This is a genomic window from Rhizobium sp. FKY42 (assembly GCF_005222835.1).
Lineage (GTDB): Bacteria > Pseudomonadota > Alphaproteobacteria > Rhizobiales > Rhizobiaceae > Neorhizobium.
The window spans coordinates 702,249-717,826 of sequence record NZ_STGA01000029.1; the positions used below are offsets into that span (position 1 = coordinate 702,249).

The window sequence follows — 15,578 nt, forward strand, 5'->3', positions numbered from 1 at the left end:
TCGAACGCGCCGCGCTGTAGAGCCAGACGTCTGATCCAGAAGAAAGAGTCCGTCATGAGTGTGGCCTTCGTAAAAGAAGAGAGTGCAGAAACGGCAGCGGAAACCCTGTTGCCTGACCGCCCCATATCGCCGCATCCAAACCTTGTGACCGAGGCTGGACTGGAGCAACTGACGCGGCAGCTGGAGGAGGCGCGAGAGGCCTACCAGGCTTCCAGCGCAATCGACGACATCAACGAAAGAAGACGACAGGCTGCCGGACCGCTGCGTGACCTGCGCTATCTGACGGAACGGGTAAGAACGGCCCAGATCGTACCGGACCCGACAGATACCGAGGTGGTCGCTTTCGGCCACACCGTCACCTTCTCACGGGAAGACGGCAGGGTTCAGACCTACCGGATCGTGGGGGAAGATGAAGCCGACCCCAAGGCAGGCAGCATTTCTTACGTATCGCCCGTTGCAAGGCAACTTGTGGGAAAACGCGTGGGCGATGTCGTCATGGCGGGCGGGCAGGAACTGGAACTGCTTTCCATCGCCATTCAAAACGTGTCTTAACTTCCGCCAGAAAGCCGCTTGAGTGCGAGGACTTCAGCGTCCGTTAAGTTGCGGCTTTCACCTTTTGCCAGATCTCCAAGCGGTAGATTGCCAATCGCCACACGGACAAGCCGAAGACATTCGACATGGTGGGCCTCCAGCATTCGGCGGATCTGCCGGTTCTTGCCCTCGTCCAGCACGATTTCCAGCCAGGCGTTTTTCTCGCCCTGCCGCAAGACGTCCACGCGTCTGGCGCTCAGTCTTTCTCCGTCATGCACCACTCCGGCTCGCAAGCCTTCAAGGAGCATGTCATCTGCAGGCCCGTCGATCTGTACATGGTAAGTTTTCGAAACATGCGTTCTGGGATCAAGCAGCGCATCGGCAAATCGCGTGTCGTTGGTGAAGAGCAACAGGCCTTCGCTCGCCTTGTCCAGACGTCCGACAGGCGAAACATGCCGATCCGGCAGATGTTTCAGGCAATCATAGACCGTTGCCCGACCCTGCGGATCGTGACGGGTGGTAACAAGGCCCCGCGGTTTGTTAAGCATCAGATAGACCTGTTCTTCTGCCACGACCGGTCGGCCATCCACAGTGATGCGGGACCGGTCGAGGTCCACCCAGGTTTCGACGTCTGTCGTAATATTTCCATCAAGGGAAACGCGGCCAGCCCGCACCAGGTCTTCCCCTTGCGTGCGCGAGCAGAAGCCAAGCTTGGAAAGCGCACGCGCCAAGGTCACGCGCTTGCCCACAGCCGCCTTTGGAGCGGGCTTGAGTTTCGGCTTACCGGCTTGGCCCGACGCCCGTCCCGCAGACCGGGCTGGCGGCCGCTGACCGCGCGCATTTCTGTTTCTCACCGTTGTTCTTCACTCTGTTGACCAGCCGCACGCACCATTCTACAGCGAGGGCAGTTTTGCACGACCATATTCCATAAGTGCCATAACCTAGAACTGCGAAAACCCAAGTCAGGAAGTGAGACGATCTTGAACACTGACCTTATCACTCAGGAACTCGTAACGCTGCGCGACTACTGGCGTTATGCCATTTCGCGCTTCAACGCGGCAGATCTGGCCTATGGTCACGGCACCGGCAATGCGGGCGATGACGCTGCCTTCCTGCTGCTCGATTCGCTCGACCTGCCGATCGATACGCTGGACCCGTTTCTGGATGCAAGGCTTCTTCCCCACGAGCGCAAGCTTCTGGCGGAACGTATCGAGACGCGCGTTTCCACCCGTAAGCCGTCCTCCTACATCACCGGTCACTCCTACATTCAGGGTGTGCGCTTTCATGTGGACGAGCGGGTCATCGTTCCTCGCTCGCATATCGGCGAAATCCTGTTTGCGGAATACACGAACCCTCACGGCTCCAACTGGTTGCCAGACCCGATGATGGTGGAGAGTGCCGTCGACATCTGCACCGGTTCCGGCTGTCTTGCCGTGATCATGGCAAAGTTCTTCCCGCAGGCGGAGGTCGACGCGGTTGACCTGTCAGCCGATGCGCTGGAAGTCGCCAAGCTCAACGTCGCCGAGCACGAGGTGGAGGGACAGGTCACGCTTCACCAAGGTGATCTCTTCAAGCCGCTTGCTGGAAAGCGCTACGATCTTATCATCACCAATCCGCCCTATGTGGATCACGAGGCGCTTGCCGGCTACCCACCGGAATATCAGGCCGAGCCGCGTATGGCGCATGATGGCGGAGAAGACGGCCTTGATCTCGTTCGAGAAATCCTCCGCGAGGCACCCAAATATCTGACGCCAGAGGGTGGCCTCCTGTGCGAAATCGGTTCCGGTCGCGAAATTCTGGAAGAGGAATTTCCGCATCTGGAATTCACCTGGCTGGAGACGGCAGAATCCCAGGATGCCGTGTTCTGGATCACGGCGGAACGGCTCGGCATCAAATAAGCTTCTAACGTCCGCCAGTCGGAAACGCCCTTGCAGTCGCTCCCTTCGGTGATATCTCTGCCTCCTAAGCTTCAGGAGGCAGAGATCATGTCTGAGACGAAAGTGGCACTCATTACGGCGGGCGGCAGTGGCATGGGCGCGGCAGCCGCAAGGCGGCTTGCCGCCGATGGCTACAAGGTTGCCATCCTTTCTTCCTCCGGCAAGGGAGAAGCACTGGCCACAGAACTTGGCGGTATTGGCGTGACCGGCTCCAACCAATCGAACGACGATCTCAGGCGGCTGGTCGATGGTGCCATGGAGAAGTGGGGCCGGATCGATGCCCTCGTGAATTCCGCCGGCCATGGACCGCGTGCGCAAATTCTGGATATCACGGACGAGCAGTGGCATACGGGCATGGATGTTTACCTGATGAACGTCATTCGTCCGGTACGGCTGGTGGCTCCCATCATGCAGACGCAAAAGGCTGGCGCCATCGTCAACATCTCGACCGCCTGGGTGTTCGAGCCATCGCCCATGTTCCCTACTTCTGCCGTGTTCCGTGCGGGGCTTGCGGCCTATACGAAACTGTTTGCCGATACCTATGCCATCGACAATGTGCGCATGAACAATGTTTTGCCCGGCTGGATCGACAGCCTTCCCGGCACAGAGGAGCGGCGTGAAAGCGTGCCAATGAAGCGCTACGGCACAATGGAGGAAATCGCGGCAACCATCTCCTTCCTTGTTTCCGAAGGTGCGGGCTATATCACCGGCCAGAGCCTGAAGGTGGATGGCGGGCTGATGCGCTCCGTGTAAGCCTTAAAATGTTGGCGGCGTGCAGGCGCTGATGACCTCGCAGGGAACAGGGCCGACACAACGGAAACGATGCGGTCTGCGGCTTTCGAAATAATAGGCATCGCCGGGGCCAAGGATCCGGCGCTCTTCATCCACCGTCACCTCGAGCCGACCGGACAGCACGATACCGCCCTCCTCTCCTTCGTGAACAAGCGGCACCTTGCCCGTATCTGCACCCGGCTGATAGCACTCCTTCAGGATCTGCAAACTGCGGCCAAACAGATTATCGCCGATCTGGCGATAGGAGATCTTGCCCTTGCCGATCTCGACAAGCTCTTCTGCTGCATAAAAGGCCTTTTTCGGCTTCTCCGGTTCGAAGGCAAAGAATTCTGCGAGCCCGATGGGAATGCCATCGAGAATGCGCTTCAGCGCCCCAACGGACGGATTGGAGGCGTTGGATTCGATCAACGATATGGTGGAGTTTGTTACGCCCGCGCGCTTGGCCAACTCCCGCTGTGAAAGCTTATGGGCCATGCGCAGATGGCGAAGACGGTTACCCACATCGACTGACATGATAGACCCGCTGTTTCGGATGTTGAAAATATCGCAAATCCTGTCACTTCCGCCTTTTCAAATCAATAGCTTACAGATTGAGAGAAAAGGACTTGTTGGCATCTCTAAAATCGCTCACACCAGCGTGACATGCTGTGCAGAAGGAGCCGAACCGCCATGGACTATACCAAGCCATCCAACACGCCGACGCTGGAAAACTTCTGGATGCCGTTCACGGCCAACCGGCAGTTCAAGGCGGCACCGCGTCTGCTCGCCAGCGCCGAGGGCATGTATTACACCGATGTCGATGGCAATACGGTGCTGGACGGCACGGCGGGCCTCTGGTGCGTCAACGCCGGCCATGGTCGCAAGCGCATCGCCGATGCCGTGGAACGCCAGTTGCGCACGCTGGATTTTGCACCAACTTTCCAGATGGGGCATCCTATTGCGTTCGATTTTGCCGAAAAGCTCGGAAAAATCGCGCCAGGTGGCGTTGCAGCTGAACTCGACCGCGTCTTCTTCACCGGCTCCGGCTCCGAATCCGTCGATACGGCGTTGAAGATCGCCATCGCATATCAGCGCGCCATCGGCCAAGGTACGCGCAGCCGCATCATCGGTCGCGAGAAGGGTTATCACGGCGTCGGCTTCGGCGGCATTTCCGTCGGCGGCCTTGTCAACAATCGTCGCGTATTCCCGCAGATCCCAGCCGACCACATGCGCCATACGCTGGATATCGAGCGCAATGCCTTCTCCAAGGGTCTGCCTGCGCACGGTATTGAACTGGCGGAAGATCTGGAGCGTCTGGTCCAATTGCACGGCCCGGAAACCATTGCCGCCGTCATCGTCGAGCCGATGTCTGGCTCGGCGGGTGTCATTCTGCCGCCGAAGGGCTATCTGGAGCGCATCCGTGCGATCTCGCAGAAATACGGCATCTTGCTGATTTTCGATGAAGTCATCACCGGTTTCGGCCGTCTCGGCACGCCTTTTGCCACCGACTATTTCGGCGTCGTGCCGGATCTCGTCACCACGGCAAAGGGCCTGACCAATGGTGCGATCCCGATGGGTGCCGTATTTGCCAGCCGCAAGATCTATGACGGGCTGATGAACGGACCGGAGAATGCCATCGAGCTGTTCCACGGCTATACCTATTCCGGCCATCCGGTGGCCAGCGCCGCAGGCATTGCGACACTGGAAATCTATGCGGAAGAAAACCTTCTGACGCGCGCTGCCGGTCTGGCAGAGACCTGGCAGGAGGCACTGCACAGCCTGAAGGGCCATCCACATGTGGTGGACGTGCGCAATCTCGGCCTCGTCGGCGCCATCGAGTTGAACCCGCGCGAGGGTGCACCGGGGACACGCGCCTATGACGTGTTCGTGGATTGCTTCAAGAAGGGCCTGCTGATCCGTGTCACGGGCGATGTCATTGCTCTCTCGCCGCCGCTGATCATCGAGAAGGAGCAGATCGAGACGATCGTCTCCATGATCGGCGATGCTCTGAAGCGTGTCGCGTAAAAGTGTGCAGCGGTTTTACGGCTACGACACGCGACCCGACAATTCTGTGAAGCGTGTCGCCTGACAAGAAAAAATGCCCCCGGTGAATTGCTCACTGGGGGCACTGTTTATCAGCTGGTCGCATTTCCGGACGGAAAACCGCTGACACTTTTCCTGGAAATGCTTAGGTCTACCACAGATCGACGTGACGGTTCACGTCCTTATAGAGCAGATACCGGAAGCGCCCCGGTCCACCGGCATAGCAGGCCTGCGGGCAAAAGGCGCGCAACCACATGAAATCTCCCGCCTCGACTTCCACCCAGTCATCGTTCAGACGATAGACGGCCTTGCCTTCCAGGACATAGAGACCGTGCTCCATGACGTGCGTTTCCATGAATGGAATGAGCGCGCCCGGCTGGAAGGTCACGATATTCAGGTGCATGTCGTAGCGCACGTCAGCGGGATCGATGAAGCGGGTGGTCGCCCATTTGCCATCGGTATCCGGCATGGCCGAAAGCTGGTGGTCATCCTCATGACTGAAGATGGCGGGCGGTAGCTCCAACCCGTCCACGACCTGAAACCTCTTGCGCACCCAATGGAATTTGGCGAGGCCCTCGCCGTTGTTCTTCAGGCTCCACTTGGAACCTGCCGGCAGATAGGCAAAGGAGCCTTCGCGCAGTTCGTGCGCCTTGCCTTCCAGCGTAATGGTCATTTCGCCTTCGACAACGAAGATCGCGGCCTGAGCTGCCGGGTTCGGTTCCGGCCTCTCGCTGCCCCCACCGGGGGCCACTTCCATGATGTATTGCGCGAAGGTCTCGGAAAAACCGGTCATCGGTCGCGCAATGATCCAGGCACGCGTTGCATCCCAATGGGGCAGCACGCTGGTGACGATATCCGACATGACCCGCTTTGGAATAACGGCGTAGGCGGTCTTGAAGGTTGCCTTGCTCGACAAAAGCTCCGTCTGTCCCGGAAGCCCGCCCATGTTGGAATAGTATCGTCCTGATGTCATGCCCATGTCTCCGTCGGCAGATGCCCTGCTCTGATCACACGCAGCGGCACCAATTCCTTCTGTCTTATCTGCAAGCGAAGTCGAAATAAATCGCGAACTCACGGGCGCTTCGTGATCTGGTGCTGTCAACCTGCGTCCGAGGATCCAGCCTTCCCAATCGCGGCAACCCGCCAGATCCGGCACCCCTTCGGTGTGTCTTCCCTCAACGATCTCGAGCATTGGAAGCAGGCCCATCAGCGCGTCGAAGCGATCTTCGCCGCTGGGATCGCTGCCGAAGCCATCGTCGATCATTTCGAGAAGGCTGCCATCCGGTTGCAGATCGGGTCTCGCGTCCAGCCATTGCCGGATGATGGGGGCAAACCGCTGCCGATCCTCCTGCCGTCCCTTGCTCCAGCGTGGCATCCGTGGAATGCCGATTTTCGCATAGGCATCTGCCGGATAGCTTTCTGCGACGACTATCTGTCGGGCGCGAAATAGATCCGCCAGGCCACCATCGAAGGGCCAGATCCCGATCCGTTGACGGAATGGCTGGATCAGTTCTCGCCACCCGGCAATCGCCGCCTTGCCCACTTGCGATGCACCCATGGTCCAGAACAGCATGGAGGGTGGCGAACGCCCAGGAAACGGCTGCTCACACAGACGCAGCAGACCCTCCTTCCTGATACCCAGCCCCTCGAACAGATGTGCCTGAAGTGTGCCGCCAGAGCGTGCCGGATAGAAGGGACGCTTCAGCGAAATCTCTGAAGGCTTATCAGCAGGGCGAAACCAGTCCGACCATTCATCGTGACCAAGCACATGAAGCAAATCGCGAAAATTCCTGAAACCGGTCCTTTCGCCATAGGTTCTCGGAACACCGATCGGAAAGTCGAAACCGAAGAATATGCAGCCATCTCCCTCATTTTTTGCAGCGACTCGATCGAAGAGGGAGGCTGTCTGTCCAACTTTTTGAGGCCCAGAGATCAGCCAGTTGGCTCCATTGCGAGCGGCAACTGTCATCCACCGCTTTTCATCAGCCACACTCCAATCGCAGTGCACAACACAGGAAGGTTTCATGTACCCGTTTCCACGCCATTCTCTTTATTGAACATTTGACCTTTTCAAGCTGTCTATTCACTCAGCGCAACTTATGCTTCGATCCAAGCAGTGAGCAGATGCAGCATGCAAGAATCATTTATTGCAGGTTGTATATTATGTTTTTATTCAATCTTTTTTCTGCATTATCTATTCTCTTAGACCAAAGTCGTTCTGATTCAGTCCTCGGGGCTGTGTTAGCTTCAAGATCCCAGGTCATCGTTCTGACGATGATAAAGACATAGCGCAAGCTTTGGTCCGGACATCCGGACCGCGGGGCAATTAGAGGGCGTGCCGCCAAGGCGGAACGAGATAGCCTTGAGGCGGTAGAGGGCCGCACTCGGGGCAAGCGAAAGCTACGGAGGTAGCGATCGCGATGGATGTTGAAAGACATTTTCCGGTCGGAAGGCCGGACAAAAGGAGGAGGAATACATGGCAGCAATCGAGATGAATGCGAGGGACCGGTCACGGCCTATGACCGCAGAGGAAAAGAAGGTCATCATGGCCTCCTCTGCCGGTACAATCTTCGAGTGGTACGACTTTTATCTCTATGGTTCACTGGCAGCCATCATCGGCGCCCAGTACTTTACCGCATTCCCGGAAGCCACGCGAAACGTGTTTGCGCTTCTGGCCTTTGCTGCCGGCTTCATCGTGCGTCCGTTCGGCGCTCTGGTGTTTGGTGCGCTCGGCGACCTCGTTGGCCGTAAGTACACCTTCCTGATGACCATTCTCATCATGGGCTTCTCCACCTTCCTCGTTGGCCTTCTTCCCAGCTACAACAGCTGGGGCGCAGCTGCGCCGATCATCCTGATCGTGCTTCGCATGCTTCAGGGTCTGGCGCTCGGCGGTGAATATGGCGGTGCTGCGGTGTACGTGGCCGAACACGCCCCCTCCAACCAGCGCGGTTATTTTACGGCCTTCATCCAGACGACCGCGACGCTTGGCCTTCTGCTGTCGCTCGTGGTCATTCTGGCTGTGCAGAGCTATGTCAACGCCAACTGGGCTCCCACTGCGGTTCTCGATGCAGCCGGTGCTGCCGTCATGAACCCGGATGGCACGCCACGCATGATCAAGGCCTTCGATCTCTGGGGCTGGCGCATCCCGTTCCTTGGCTCGATCGTTCTGCTGCTGATTTCGCTTTACATCCGCCTGCAGATGAACGAATCCCCTGCCTTCAAGAAGATGAAGGAAGAGGGTGCTGCCTCCAAGGCGCCGCTGCGTGAAGCATTCGGCACCTGGAAGAACGGCAAATTCGCTCTCATCGCGCTGTTCGGTCTCGTCGCAGGTCAGGCTGTTGTCTGGTACTCCGGCCAGTTCTATGCGCTGTTCTTCCTGCAGAACGTCATCAAGGTTGACAGCTTCACGGCAAACGTCATGGTTGCCTGGTCGCTGATCCTGGGTACCGGTGGCTTCCTGTTCTTTGGTTCGCTGTCGGACAAGATCGGCCGCAAGCCAATCATTCTTGCAGGCTGCCTGATTGCAGCGCTGACTTACAAGTTTGTGTTCCCGCTGCTGACCCAGGTTGCCAACCCGGCACTCCATGCCGCACATCAGACTGTCGTAACCGTCACGGCTGCACCGGGTGACTGCTCGTTCCAGTTCAACCCGGTTGGCACAGCGAAGTTCACGTCCTCTTGCGATATCGCCAAGTCGACGCTTGCCCGTTCTTCGGTCAACTACACCTCGGTGCAGGATCCGGCGACAACGGTTGCACAGGTCAAGATCGGTAACACGGTCATCCCGTCCTATGACGCGACCAAGCTTGCAGGCGATGCTGCCAAGACGGCTCCGGCCGCCTTCACGAAGTCTGTCAATGAAGCCCTGACGGCTGCCGGATACCCGGCTTCCGCCGACAAGAACACGACCGTCATCAAGGCTGCCCACTTCTTCGATATCTTCAGCGGTCAAAAGCTGACGGTTGTATTGATCCTGACCTACCTCATCATTCTGGTGACGATGGTCTATGCCCCTATTGCAGCCATGCTGGTCGAACTCTTCCCGACCCGCATCCGCTATTCCGGTCTCTCCCTGCCATACCACATCGGTAACGGCTGGTTCGGCGGCCTGATGCCTGCAACAGCCTTCGCGATCTCTGCGCAGACGGGTAACGTCTATGGCGGTCTGTGGTACCCGATCATCATCGCTGGTGCGACGGTTGTCATCGGTGCACTGCTGGTTCCGGGCAATACCCACAAGAAGGATATCTTTGCGGACGACGCACAGTAATCCAAACGGTTCCTCTCGAAGGAAAGCGACAGGCTGGCCTCACCGCCAGCCTGTTTTTTTATTGCAAGATCAGCTTTTCCGCCTTTCCCAGAAAAACCAACCAAGCAGAAACACGCCAAGAATCATGGCATTGGAAACGATGCCAAGGCCGATGGACGTGAAACGCGCAACCTCTGCGCTGGCCGCCGTGGTCATGGGCAGCAGGATCGCAACGAAAACCACGCCCATGGCCAGAGGCGCCTTCATGCCCACCGTATCGCGCGTGCGGATAGCCGTGACGAGCAGGAAGAACATCATCCCGATGCGAAACGGATCTGTCAGTTGCGAAACTAGAATATCTGCCATCGCTCTCCCCCTAAACAATTGGTTCGCCTTCATAAACTGAAAGTGCGCCTAAGTCTTGCAAAAGAGTTGTGAGGGAAGCCGCAACCCATTCATCATGAAAAAGCCGACGGAGAGACCCCGTCGGCTTGATCGTTGACCTGGTGAATTGAATTAAGCCAGCGTGTAAGCGGTCTTGACGACGGTGAAGAATTCCGCCGCGTATTTGCCCTGCTCGCGCGGGCCGAAGGAGGAAGCCTTGCGGCCACCGAACGGCACATGGAAATCGACGCCAGCGGTCGGAAGGTTGACCATGACCATGCCGGCTTCCGAATTGCGCTTGAAGTGGGTGGCATGCTTCAGGCTTGTTGTGGCAATGCCGGCAGACAGGCCGAATGGCGTATCATTGGCAACCGCCAAGGCTTCCTCGTAGTCTTTGACGCGAATGACGGCGGCAACAGGCCCAAAAATCTCTTCGCGGGAGATGCGCATCTGGTTGGTTGCTTCGGTGAACAGTGTCGGCTGCAGGTAGAAGCCGGGGGTATCGCGTTCGATACGCTCTCCACCGAAGGCGAGCCTTGCGCCCTCCTGCTTGCCGATTTCGATGTAATCGCAATCCTGCTGGAGCTGCTTTTCATCGACCACCGGGCCAATATGCGTTCCATCCTTCAATGCGTGATCGACGTTCAGCTTGCTCAGGCGCTCCGTCAGAGCAGCCACGAACTTGTCGTGTATGCCCTCTGTCACGATGAGGCGCGAAGAGGCGGTGCAGCGCTGGCCAGTGGAGAAGAATCCGGAATTGGCAGCAGCTTCGACAGCGACGCCGAGATCTGCGTCATCCAGAACCACCATCGGATTCTTGCCGCCCATTTCCAACTGAAACTTGCGGTTATGCTCGATGGAGGACAGCGCCACGCGCTTGCCGGTGCCGGTGGAGCCGGTGAACGTGATGCCCGCAAGGTCTGGGCTATCCAGCATGGCCTGGCCAACAACCGAACCGCGTCCCATCACCAGGTTCAGCACGCCCTTCGGCAGGCCTGCGCGATGGAGAATGTCGACGATGGCCCAGGAGCAACCGGGAACCAGATCCGCGGGCTTGAAGACTACCGTATTGCCATAGGCAAGGGCCGGGGCAATCTTCCAGGCGGGAATGGCAATCGGGAAGTTCCACGGCGTGATGATGCCGATTGGCCCCAGCGGCTCGCGGGTAATCTCGACGCCAATGTTCGGGCGCGCAGATGGAAGCACTTCGCCTGCCAGACGCAGGGTTTCACCGGCAAAGAAATCGAAGATCTGCGCGGCACGGATGGTCTCGCCAATGCCTTCCGGCAGGGTCTTGCCTTCTTCCTGCGAGAGGAGGCGTCCGAGTTCGTCCTTGCGGGCGAGGATCTCATCCGCCGTCTTTTTCAAAATCGCGTGTCGTTCCAGAATGCCGGAACGGGACCAGGCCGGGAATGCGGCTTTCGCTGCGGCAATAGCTGCCTTGGCATCGTCAGCCGAGGCCTGTGCATAAACGCCGACGACGTTCTTGGTATCGGACGGATTGATGTTTTCCGAACCTTGTGTGCCGACCCATTCACCGGCAATGAGATTTTGATGGATGGTCATGAATGCCTCCCTTTCGCTAGGTGCTTTTAGCAGTAATTCCACGATCCGGCAGCCGCAGGATCATTATCGACCCCCACTTATCATATATCTCAGTCAAATAAATATGATAAGCTGCTTTAAACATCGGTTCAGCCCGCTTGTCCTGTCAGGATTGAAGGTTTTCGAGCGCGCCCTACATAAGTTGTGACATCGTCGCTCGACGACATGCGATGTAGGCACATGTAAACCTCAATTGCCGCGCGGCGATCTTGATACCATCAGCATAGCACCGGTCACAGGCTGCAAGGTTTGAACGGTCACAATGCATAAGGAGATGTTTTGCAGGTTCTAGTCCGAGATAACAATGTCGATCAGGCTCTCCGAGTCTTGAAAAAGAAAATGCAACGTGAAGGTATCTTCCGCGAAATCAAGGCGCGCAGCGCCTATGAAAAGCCGTCGGAGAAGCGCGCACGAGAGAAGTCAGAAGCCATCCGCCGCCAGCGAAAGCTTGCTCGAAAAAAGGCGCAGCGTGAAGGCCTTCTGCCGGCGCCTAAGAAAGCAGTTGGCCGCTGATCGGACGATTTTGCAATTCCGTTTGACGAGAAAGGTAGGTTCCAATGTCCATGGAAGAAGCGACTTTACCCCCCGCCAAGCTTTCGCCGCGAGACAGGGCGGAAGCGACAGACCGGGCGGCGAAGGCCATTATCGACTCTGAGGCGATGGCGCGGGAAAAGAAGACCGAGAAACTTCGAGCCATGAGAATGGCGAAGGCAACGTCACAACCCATCAAGACCAAGCGGTAACCCTGCTACTAAAAAGACGAAGCGGCGGACGAGCCGCTTTTTTTTGCGTTCTCCGCTTTGGTCGGATGCGCTAATTCGTGCCTACGGCTGCCCTTTTTTGGGTCGACGATGGCGACGAGAAAAGGAAGTGCGCATCGTCACAGCTTTGCTCGTTTCCGTGTCGAACTCCTCCCAGAACATATACGCGAAAATTTGTAATATGACTTGCTCAGCACATCATATAAGAATTGCCCCTTCATTGTTGGGGAGGAGACGATCATGACATCCTTTGACCTGAAACATCGGCTCGCTGCGCTGATCGCCGCCACTCTCGTGATGCCGCTGCCACAAGCAGCCGCTGAAGGTGACCCTCTGCGCCAAACGCTGGCAGCCAACGATGGATGGGCCGGAGGAACGTCGGGCGGTGCTGATGCCAAAGATGGCCATGTCTACACGGTTACAAACCGCTCCGAATTGCTGAAGGCCCTGCAGGCGGGTGGGGAGGCGAATACACCGAAAATCATTCAGGTGAGCGGAACGATCAACCTGTCGGTCGATGATCAAAACAGGGAATTGCTGGAAAAGGACTATGCCGATCCGGGCTATAGTTTCGAGGCCTATAGAACGGCCTACGCGCCCTCCACATGGAATGTGCGGCTGGATGACAAGAAGAAACCGATCCGCGACCTGACTGGCCCTCTCGAGGAAGCGCGCAAACGGTCTGCGGACAGGCAGAAGGCGCGGGTCGTCATCAGGATGACGTCCAACACGACGCTCATCGGCCTTGGCAAAGATGCCCGGATCACCAAGGGAAGCCTCGTTATTGGCGACGGTACGGAAAACGTCATCATCCGCAACATCACATTCGAGGATGCCTTCGACTATTTCCCAGCCTGGGATCCAGGCGACAGCTGGAAGATCGATGCAAGCTATCCCGGCTGCCAGGAGACGCATGTGGATGCGGCCAAGGGTCCGCAACAATGCCCGGGCGGCCGCTGGAATTCGGAGTACGACAACATCTCGATCAGCGGCGGCAAGCGGATCTGGATCGACCATTGCACCTTCACCGATGGCGAGCGGCCCGACCATCTTTTCCCACCAGTCTACCCCTTCCCCAACAATCTGCCGGAACAGAAGGTCCAGCATCATGACGGACAGGTAGACATCACCAACGGTGCCGATCTGGTGACCCTGACCTACAACCGCTTCAGCGGGCATGACAAGACATCGCTGATCGGCGGCAGTGACAGCCGGGTATCGGATGCGGCTAAGCTGAACGTCACCTACCGGGCAAACTGGTTCGACAATGCCGGTCAGCGAAGCCCACGCGTTCGTTTCGGCAAAGTGCACAGCTACAATAACTATTTTACTGGCACCGCCGCCCTGCCAATCAAGGACGCGAAGGATCTTGAAGAAAAGCATGCGCTGGCTTTGAAGGCCAAGGGCGAATACCCGATCTTCCGAAGCGGCTTCGGCATTGGCAAGGAGTCCGCCATCTACTCGGAAAACAATGTCTTCGAGATCAAGAATGGCGGTCCCGAGACTGCGGTCGCGATCCAGGGCGGCACGCGTTTCTTCGATAGCGGTTCCACTGTTAACGGCAAGCCGGCGGATTTCGCCGCTGCCCTGAACCGGGATGCAAAGCAGCCCATAACTGAAGATGTCGGCTGGAAGCCTGATCGCTATGCCCATGCGCCACTTCCCACCGCAGAGGTTCCGGACTATGTCCGGGCAAACGCCGGAGCGGGCAAGATGTGAATGGATTGAGGGACATCTTCTCCCGCTCAACATGCGGGAGAAGCTATATTCCGTTCAGGCTGGACGCCTGGTCGGAGATGTAAAAGCCGATTACATCTGCTTGGATTGTGCGCCGCTTCCCGGTTTGGCCTTGCCTAGCACGGGTTCCGGCCCAAGGGCCGAGGACAGAATGTGCTTCATATTGATGCCACCCAACAAGAGGTCTGGTGAGAAGTTCCGTACACCATTCGAGAACAGGGATTGATGTCTCGTTTGCAGTTTTCGTTTGCAAGCGATCCCGCACGGACGCATGTTCAGCCACGAATTCAATACAGCGTGAGACAGTCATTCATGTCGGCAGATGCAATTGTTCTGGGTGCGGGTATTATTGGCGTTTCAACCGCCGTGCACCTGGCGAAGCGGGGGAAATCCGTTGTTCTCGTGGACAGGCGTGGTCCCGGTGAAGAAACCTCCTATGGCAATGCCGGCCTCATTCAGCGCGAAGGCGTCGTTCCCTATGGCTTTCCACAGCAGATCGGCATGATCCTGCGCTATGCGCTGAACAACCGGATCGACGCCCACTACCACCTGAGCGCCGTTCCGTCGGTCGCGAGGTTTCTGGCAAAATACTGGTGGAATTCGAATGTCAGCCGTCATCAGGTGATTGCCAAGGCCTATGCGCCTCTCATCGAACATTCCATCTCCGAACACGACGCCCTGATCCGTGAAGCGGATTGCGAGCATCTGATCAAGAAGGATGGCTGGACAGAAGCGTTTCGCACACAGGCCAAACAGGATGCGGAAGTCCGTGAGGCCGAACGGCTGAAGCGGGAATACGACCTGAATTTCAAGGTGCTGGATGCCAAGCAACTGGCGGAGAAGGAACCGCATCTTTCAAACGACTTCGTCGGTGGCCTGACCTGGGTCGAACCCTGGTCCGTGCTCGATCCGCACGCGCTGACCATGGCCTATGTAAAACTGCTGGAAAGGCTCGGCGGTCGGTTTGTGCGCGGCGATGCCACGACGCTTGTGCGCACCGGCGCTGGTTGGCGGGTGACGACGGATGAAGGCGCAATCGAGGCGAAAGACGTCGTCATCGCGCTCGGTCCCTGGTCTGATACTGTTACGGCACCGCTCGGCTATCGTTTCATCGTCGGTGTGAAGCGCGGCTACCACATGCATTACGGTACACGCGACAACAAGGTTCTGAATGGCTGGACCATGGATGCCGAGCGCGGCTATTTCCTCGCCCCCATGAACCAGGGCATCAGGCTGACGACCGGCGCCGAATTTGCGCTTCGGGACGCACCCAAAACGCCTGTGCAGCTTGAGCGCGCCGAAGCGGTGGCACGCACCGTGTTTCCCCTTGGCGAGCGGCTTGACCGCGAACCGTGGATGGGAGCACGCCCCTGTACGCCTGACATGATGCCGATCATCGGCAAGGCGCCGCGCCATGATGGCCTGTGGTGCGCCTTTGGCCATTCCCACCATGGCCTGACACTCGGGCCGGTCACGGGCCGCCTGATTGCGGAAGCCATTTGCGGCGAAAAGCCTTTCATGGATGCATCAGCCTATCGCCCAGAACGGTTTGCGATCTGA

The 15,578-nt window shown here is 57.7% G+C and carries 14 protein-coding genes; 9 read left to right on the forward strand and 5 right to left on the reverse strand.

Annotated elements, in window-relative coordinates; translation table 11 throughout:
* The first annotated feature begins 54 nt into the window (after positions 1 to 54).
* Positions 55 to 552: a transcription elongation factor GreA gene (greA, locus tag E8M78_RS14215; protein WP_137135641.1), complete on the forward strand. Its 498-nt coding sequence runs from the start codon at positions 55 to 57 to the stop codon at positions 550 to 552.
* On the opposite strand, the gene E8M78_RS14220 is transcribed toward greA, so the two are convergent.
* Positions 549 to 1,280, reverse strand: a complete 732-nt coding sequence (locus E8M78_RS14220) for a pseudouridine synthase (RefSeq protein WP_246658343.1) — start codon at positions 1,278 to 1,280, stop codon at positions 549 to 551. The two genes, greA and E8M78_RS14220, sit on opposite strands and share 4 nt — an antisense overlap.
* 231 nt (positions 1,281 to 1,511) lie before the next feature.
* On the opposite strand from E8M78_RS14220, the gene prmB reads away from it, so the two are divergent.
* A complete protein-coding gene (gene prmB / locus E8M78_RS14225) occupies positions 1,512 to 2,429 on the forward strand; it encodes a 50S ribosomal protein L3 N(5)-glutamine methyltransferase (protein WP_137135643.1) in 918 nt (305 codons plus the stop codon).
* 87 nt (positions 2,430 to 2,516) lie between these two features.
* The gene (locus E8M78_RS14230; protein ID WP_137135644.1) at positions 2,517 to 3,221 is read left to right on the forward strand and encodes an SDR family oxidoreductase; all 705 of its coding nucleotides are present in this window, start codon (positions 2,517 to 2,519) and stop codon (positions 3,219 to 3,221) included.
* A gap of 3 nt (positions 3,222 to 3,224) precedes the next feature.
* Here E8M78_RS14230 and E8M78_RS14235 read toward each other — a convergent pair whose 3' ends face one another.
* A complete protein-coding gene (locus tag E8M78_RS14235) occupies positions 3,225 to 3,773 on the reverse strand; it encodes a cupin domain-containing protein (protein ID WP_137135645.1) in 549 nt (182 codons plus the stop codon).
* Positions 3,774 to 3,929: 156 nt separating this feature from the next.
* Here E8M78_RS14235 and E8M78_RS14240 point away from each other — a divergent pair, with 156 nt between their 5' ends.
* Entirely contained in the window at positions 3,930 to 5,264 is a 1,335-nt protein-coding gene (locus E8M78_RS14240) for an aspartate aminotransferase family protein (protein ID WP_137135646.1), read from the forward strand.
* 169 nt (positions 5,265 to 5,433) lie between these two features.
* On the opposite strand, the gene E8M78_RS14245 is transcribed toward E8M78_RS14240, so the two are convergent.
* Positions 5,434 to 6,255, reverse strand: a complete 822-nt coding sequence (locus E8M78_RS14245) for a bifunctional allantoicase/(S)-ureidoglycine aminohydrolase (protein WP_137135935.1) — start codon at positions 6,253 to 6,255, stop codon at positions 5,434 to 5,436.
* Between the two features lie 1,545 nt (positions 6,256 to 7,800).
* Between E8M78_RS14245 and E8M78_RS14250 the strand changes: the two genes are divergently transcribed.
* Complete coding sequence (locus tag E8M78_RS14250) at positions 7,801 to 9,552, forward strand: MFS transporter (RefSeq protein ID WP_137135936.1); 1,752 nt, start codon at positions 7,801 to 7,803, stop codon at positions 9,550 to 9,552.
* A gap of 69 nt (positions 9,553 to 9,621) precedes the next feature.
* On the opposite strand, the gene E8M78_RS14255 is transcribed toward E8M78_RS14250, so the two are convergent.
* Both E8M78_RS14255 and E8M78_RS14260 read right to left on the reverse strand, forming a co-directional pair.
* Positions 9,622 to 9,897, reverse strand: coding sequence for a hypothetical protein (locus tag E8M78_RS14255; RefSeq protein ID WP_137135647.1), 276 nt, complete (start codon positions 9,895 to 9,897; stop codon positions 9,622 to 9,624).
* A gap of 150 nt (positions 9,898 to 10,047) precedes the next feature.
* A complete protein-coding gene (locus E8M78_RS14260) occupies positions 10,048 to 11,481 on the reverse strand; it encodes an aldehyde dehydrogenase family protein (RefSeq protein WP_137135648.1) in 1,434 nt (477 codons plus the stop codon).
* Positions 11,482 to 11,799: 318 nt separating this feature from the next.
* Between E8M78_RS14260 and rpsU the strand changes: the two genes are divergently transcribed.
* The 4 genes from rpsU to E8M78_RS14280 all read left to right on the forward strand — a co-directional run bounded on the left by rpsU (position 11,800) and on the right by E8M78_RS14280 (position 15,578).
* Positions 11,800 to 12,033 (forward strand): 30S ribosomal protein S21, encoded by a 234-nt coding sequence (gene rpsU, locus E8M78_RS14265; RefSeq protein ID WP_137135649.1) that lies wholly within the window; start codon positions 11,800 to 11,802, stop codon positions 12,031 to 12,033.
* 44 nt (positions 12,034 to 12,077) lie between these two features.
* Positions 12,078 to 12,263 (forward strand): hypothetical protein, encoded by a 186-nt coding sequence (locus E8M78_RS14270; RefSeq protein ID WP_137135650.1) that lies wholly within the window; start codon positions 12,078 to 12,080, stop codon positions 12,261 to 12,263.
* Between the two features lie 258 nt (positions 12,264 to 12,521).
* Positions 12,522 to 14,000, forward strand: coding sequence for a PbsX family transcriptional regulator (locus E8M78_RS14275; RefSeq protein ID WP_137135651.1), 1,479 nt, complete (start codon positions 12,522 to 12,524; stop codon positions 13,998 to 14,000).
* Positions 14,001 to 14,330: 330 nt separating this feature from the next.
* A complete protein-coding gene (locus E8M78_RS14280) occupies positions 14,331 to 15,578 on the forward strand; it encodes an FAD-binding oxidoreductase (RefSeq protein WP_137135652.1) in 1,248 nt (415 codons plus the stop codon).

Coding starts and splice junctions, on each gene's coding strand:
- greA (WP_137135641.1), top strand. CDS start 55: ATGAGTGTGGCCTTCGTAAAAGAAGAGAGTGCAGAAACGGCAGCGGAA.
- E8M78_RS14230 (WP_137135644.1), top strand. CDS start 2,517: ATGTCTGAGACGAAAGTGGCACTCATTACGGCGGGCGGCAGTGGCATG.
- E8M78_RS14235 (WP_137135645.1), bottom strand. CDS start 3,773: ATGTCAGTCGATGTGGGTAACCGTCTTCGCCATCTGCGCATGGCCCAT.
- E8M78_RS14240 (WP_137135646.1), top strand. CDS start 3,930: ATGGACTATACCAAGCCATCCAACACGCCGACGCTGGAAAACTTCTGG.
- E8M78_RS14245 (WP_137135935.1), bottom strand. CDS start 6,255: ATGACATCAGGACGATACTATTCCAACATGGGCGGGCTTCCGGGACAG.
- E8M78_RS14250 (WP_137135936.1), top strand. CDS start 7,801: ATGACCGCAGAGGAAAAGAAGGTCATCATGGCCTCCTCTGCCGGTACA.
- E8M78_RS14255 (WP_137135647.1), bottom strand. CDS start 9,897: ATGGCAGATATTCTAGTTTCGCAACTGACAGATCCGTTTCGCATCGGG.
- E8M78_RS14260 (WP_137135648.1), bottom strand. CDS start 11,481: ATGACCATCCATCAAAATCTCATTGCCGGTGAATGGGTCGGCACACAA.
- E8M78_RS14270 (WP_137135650.1), top strand. CDS start 12,078: ATGTCCATGGAAGAAGCGACTTTACCCCCCGCCAAGCTTTCGCCGCGA.
- E8M78_RS14275 (WP_137135651.1), top strand. CDS start 12,522: ATGACATCCTTTGACCTGAAACATCGGCTCGCTGCGCTGATCGCCGCC.
- E8M78_RS14280 (WP_137135652.1), top strand. CDS start 14,331: ATGTCGGCAGATGCAATTGTTCTGGGTGCGGGTATTATTGGCGTTTCA.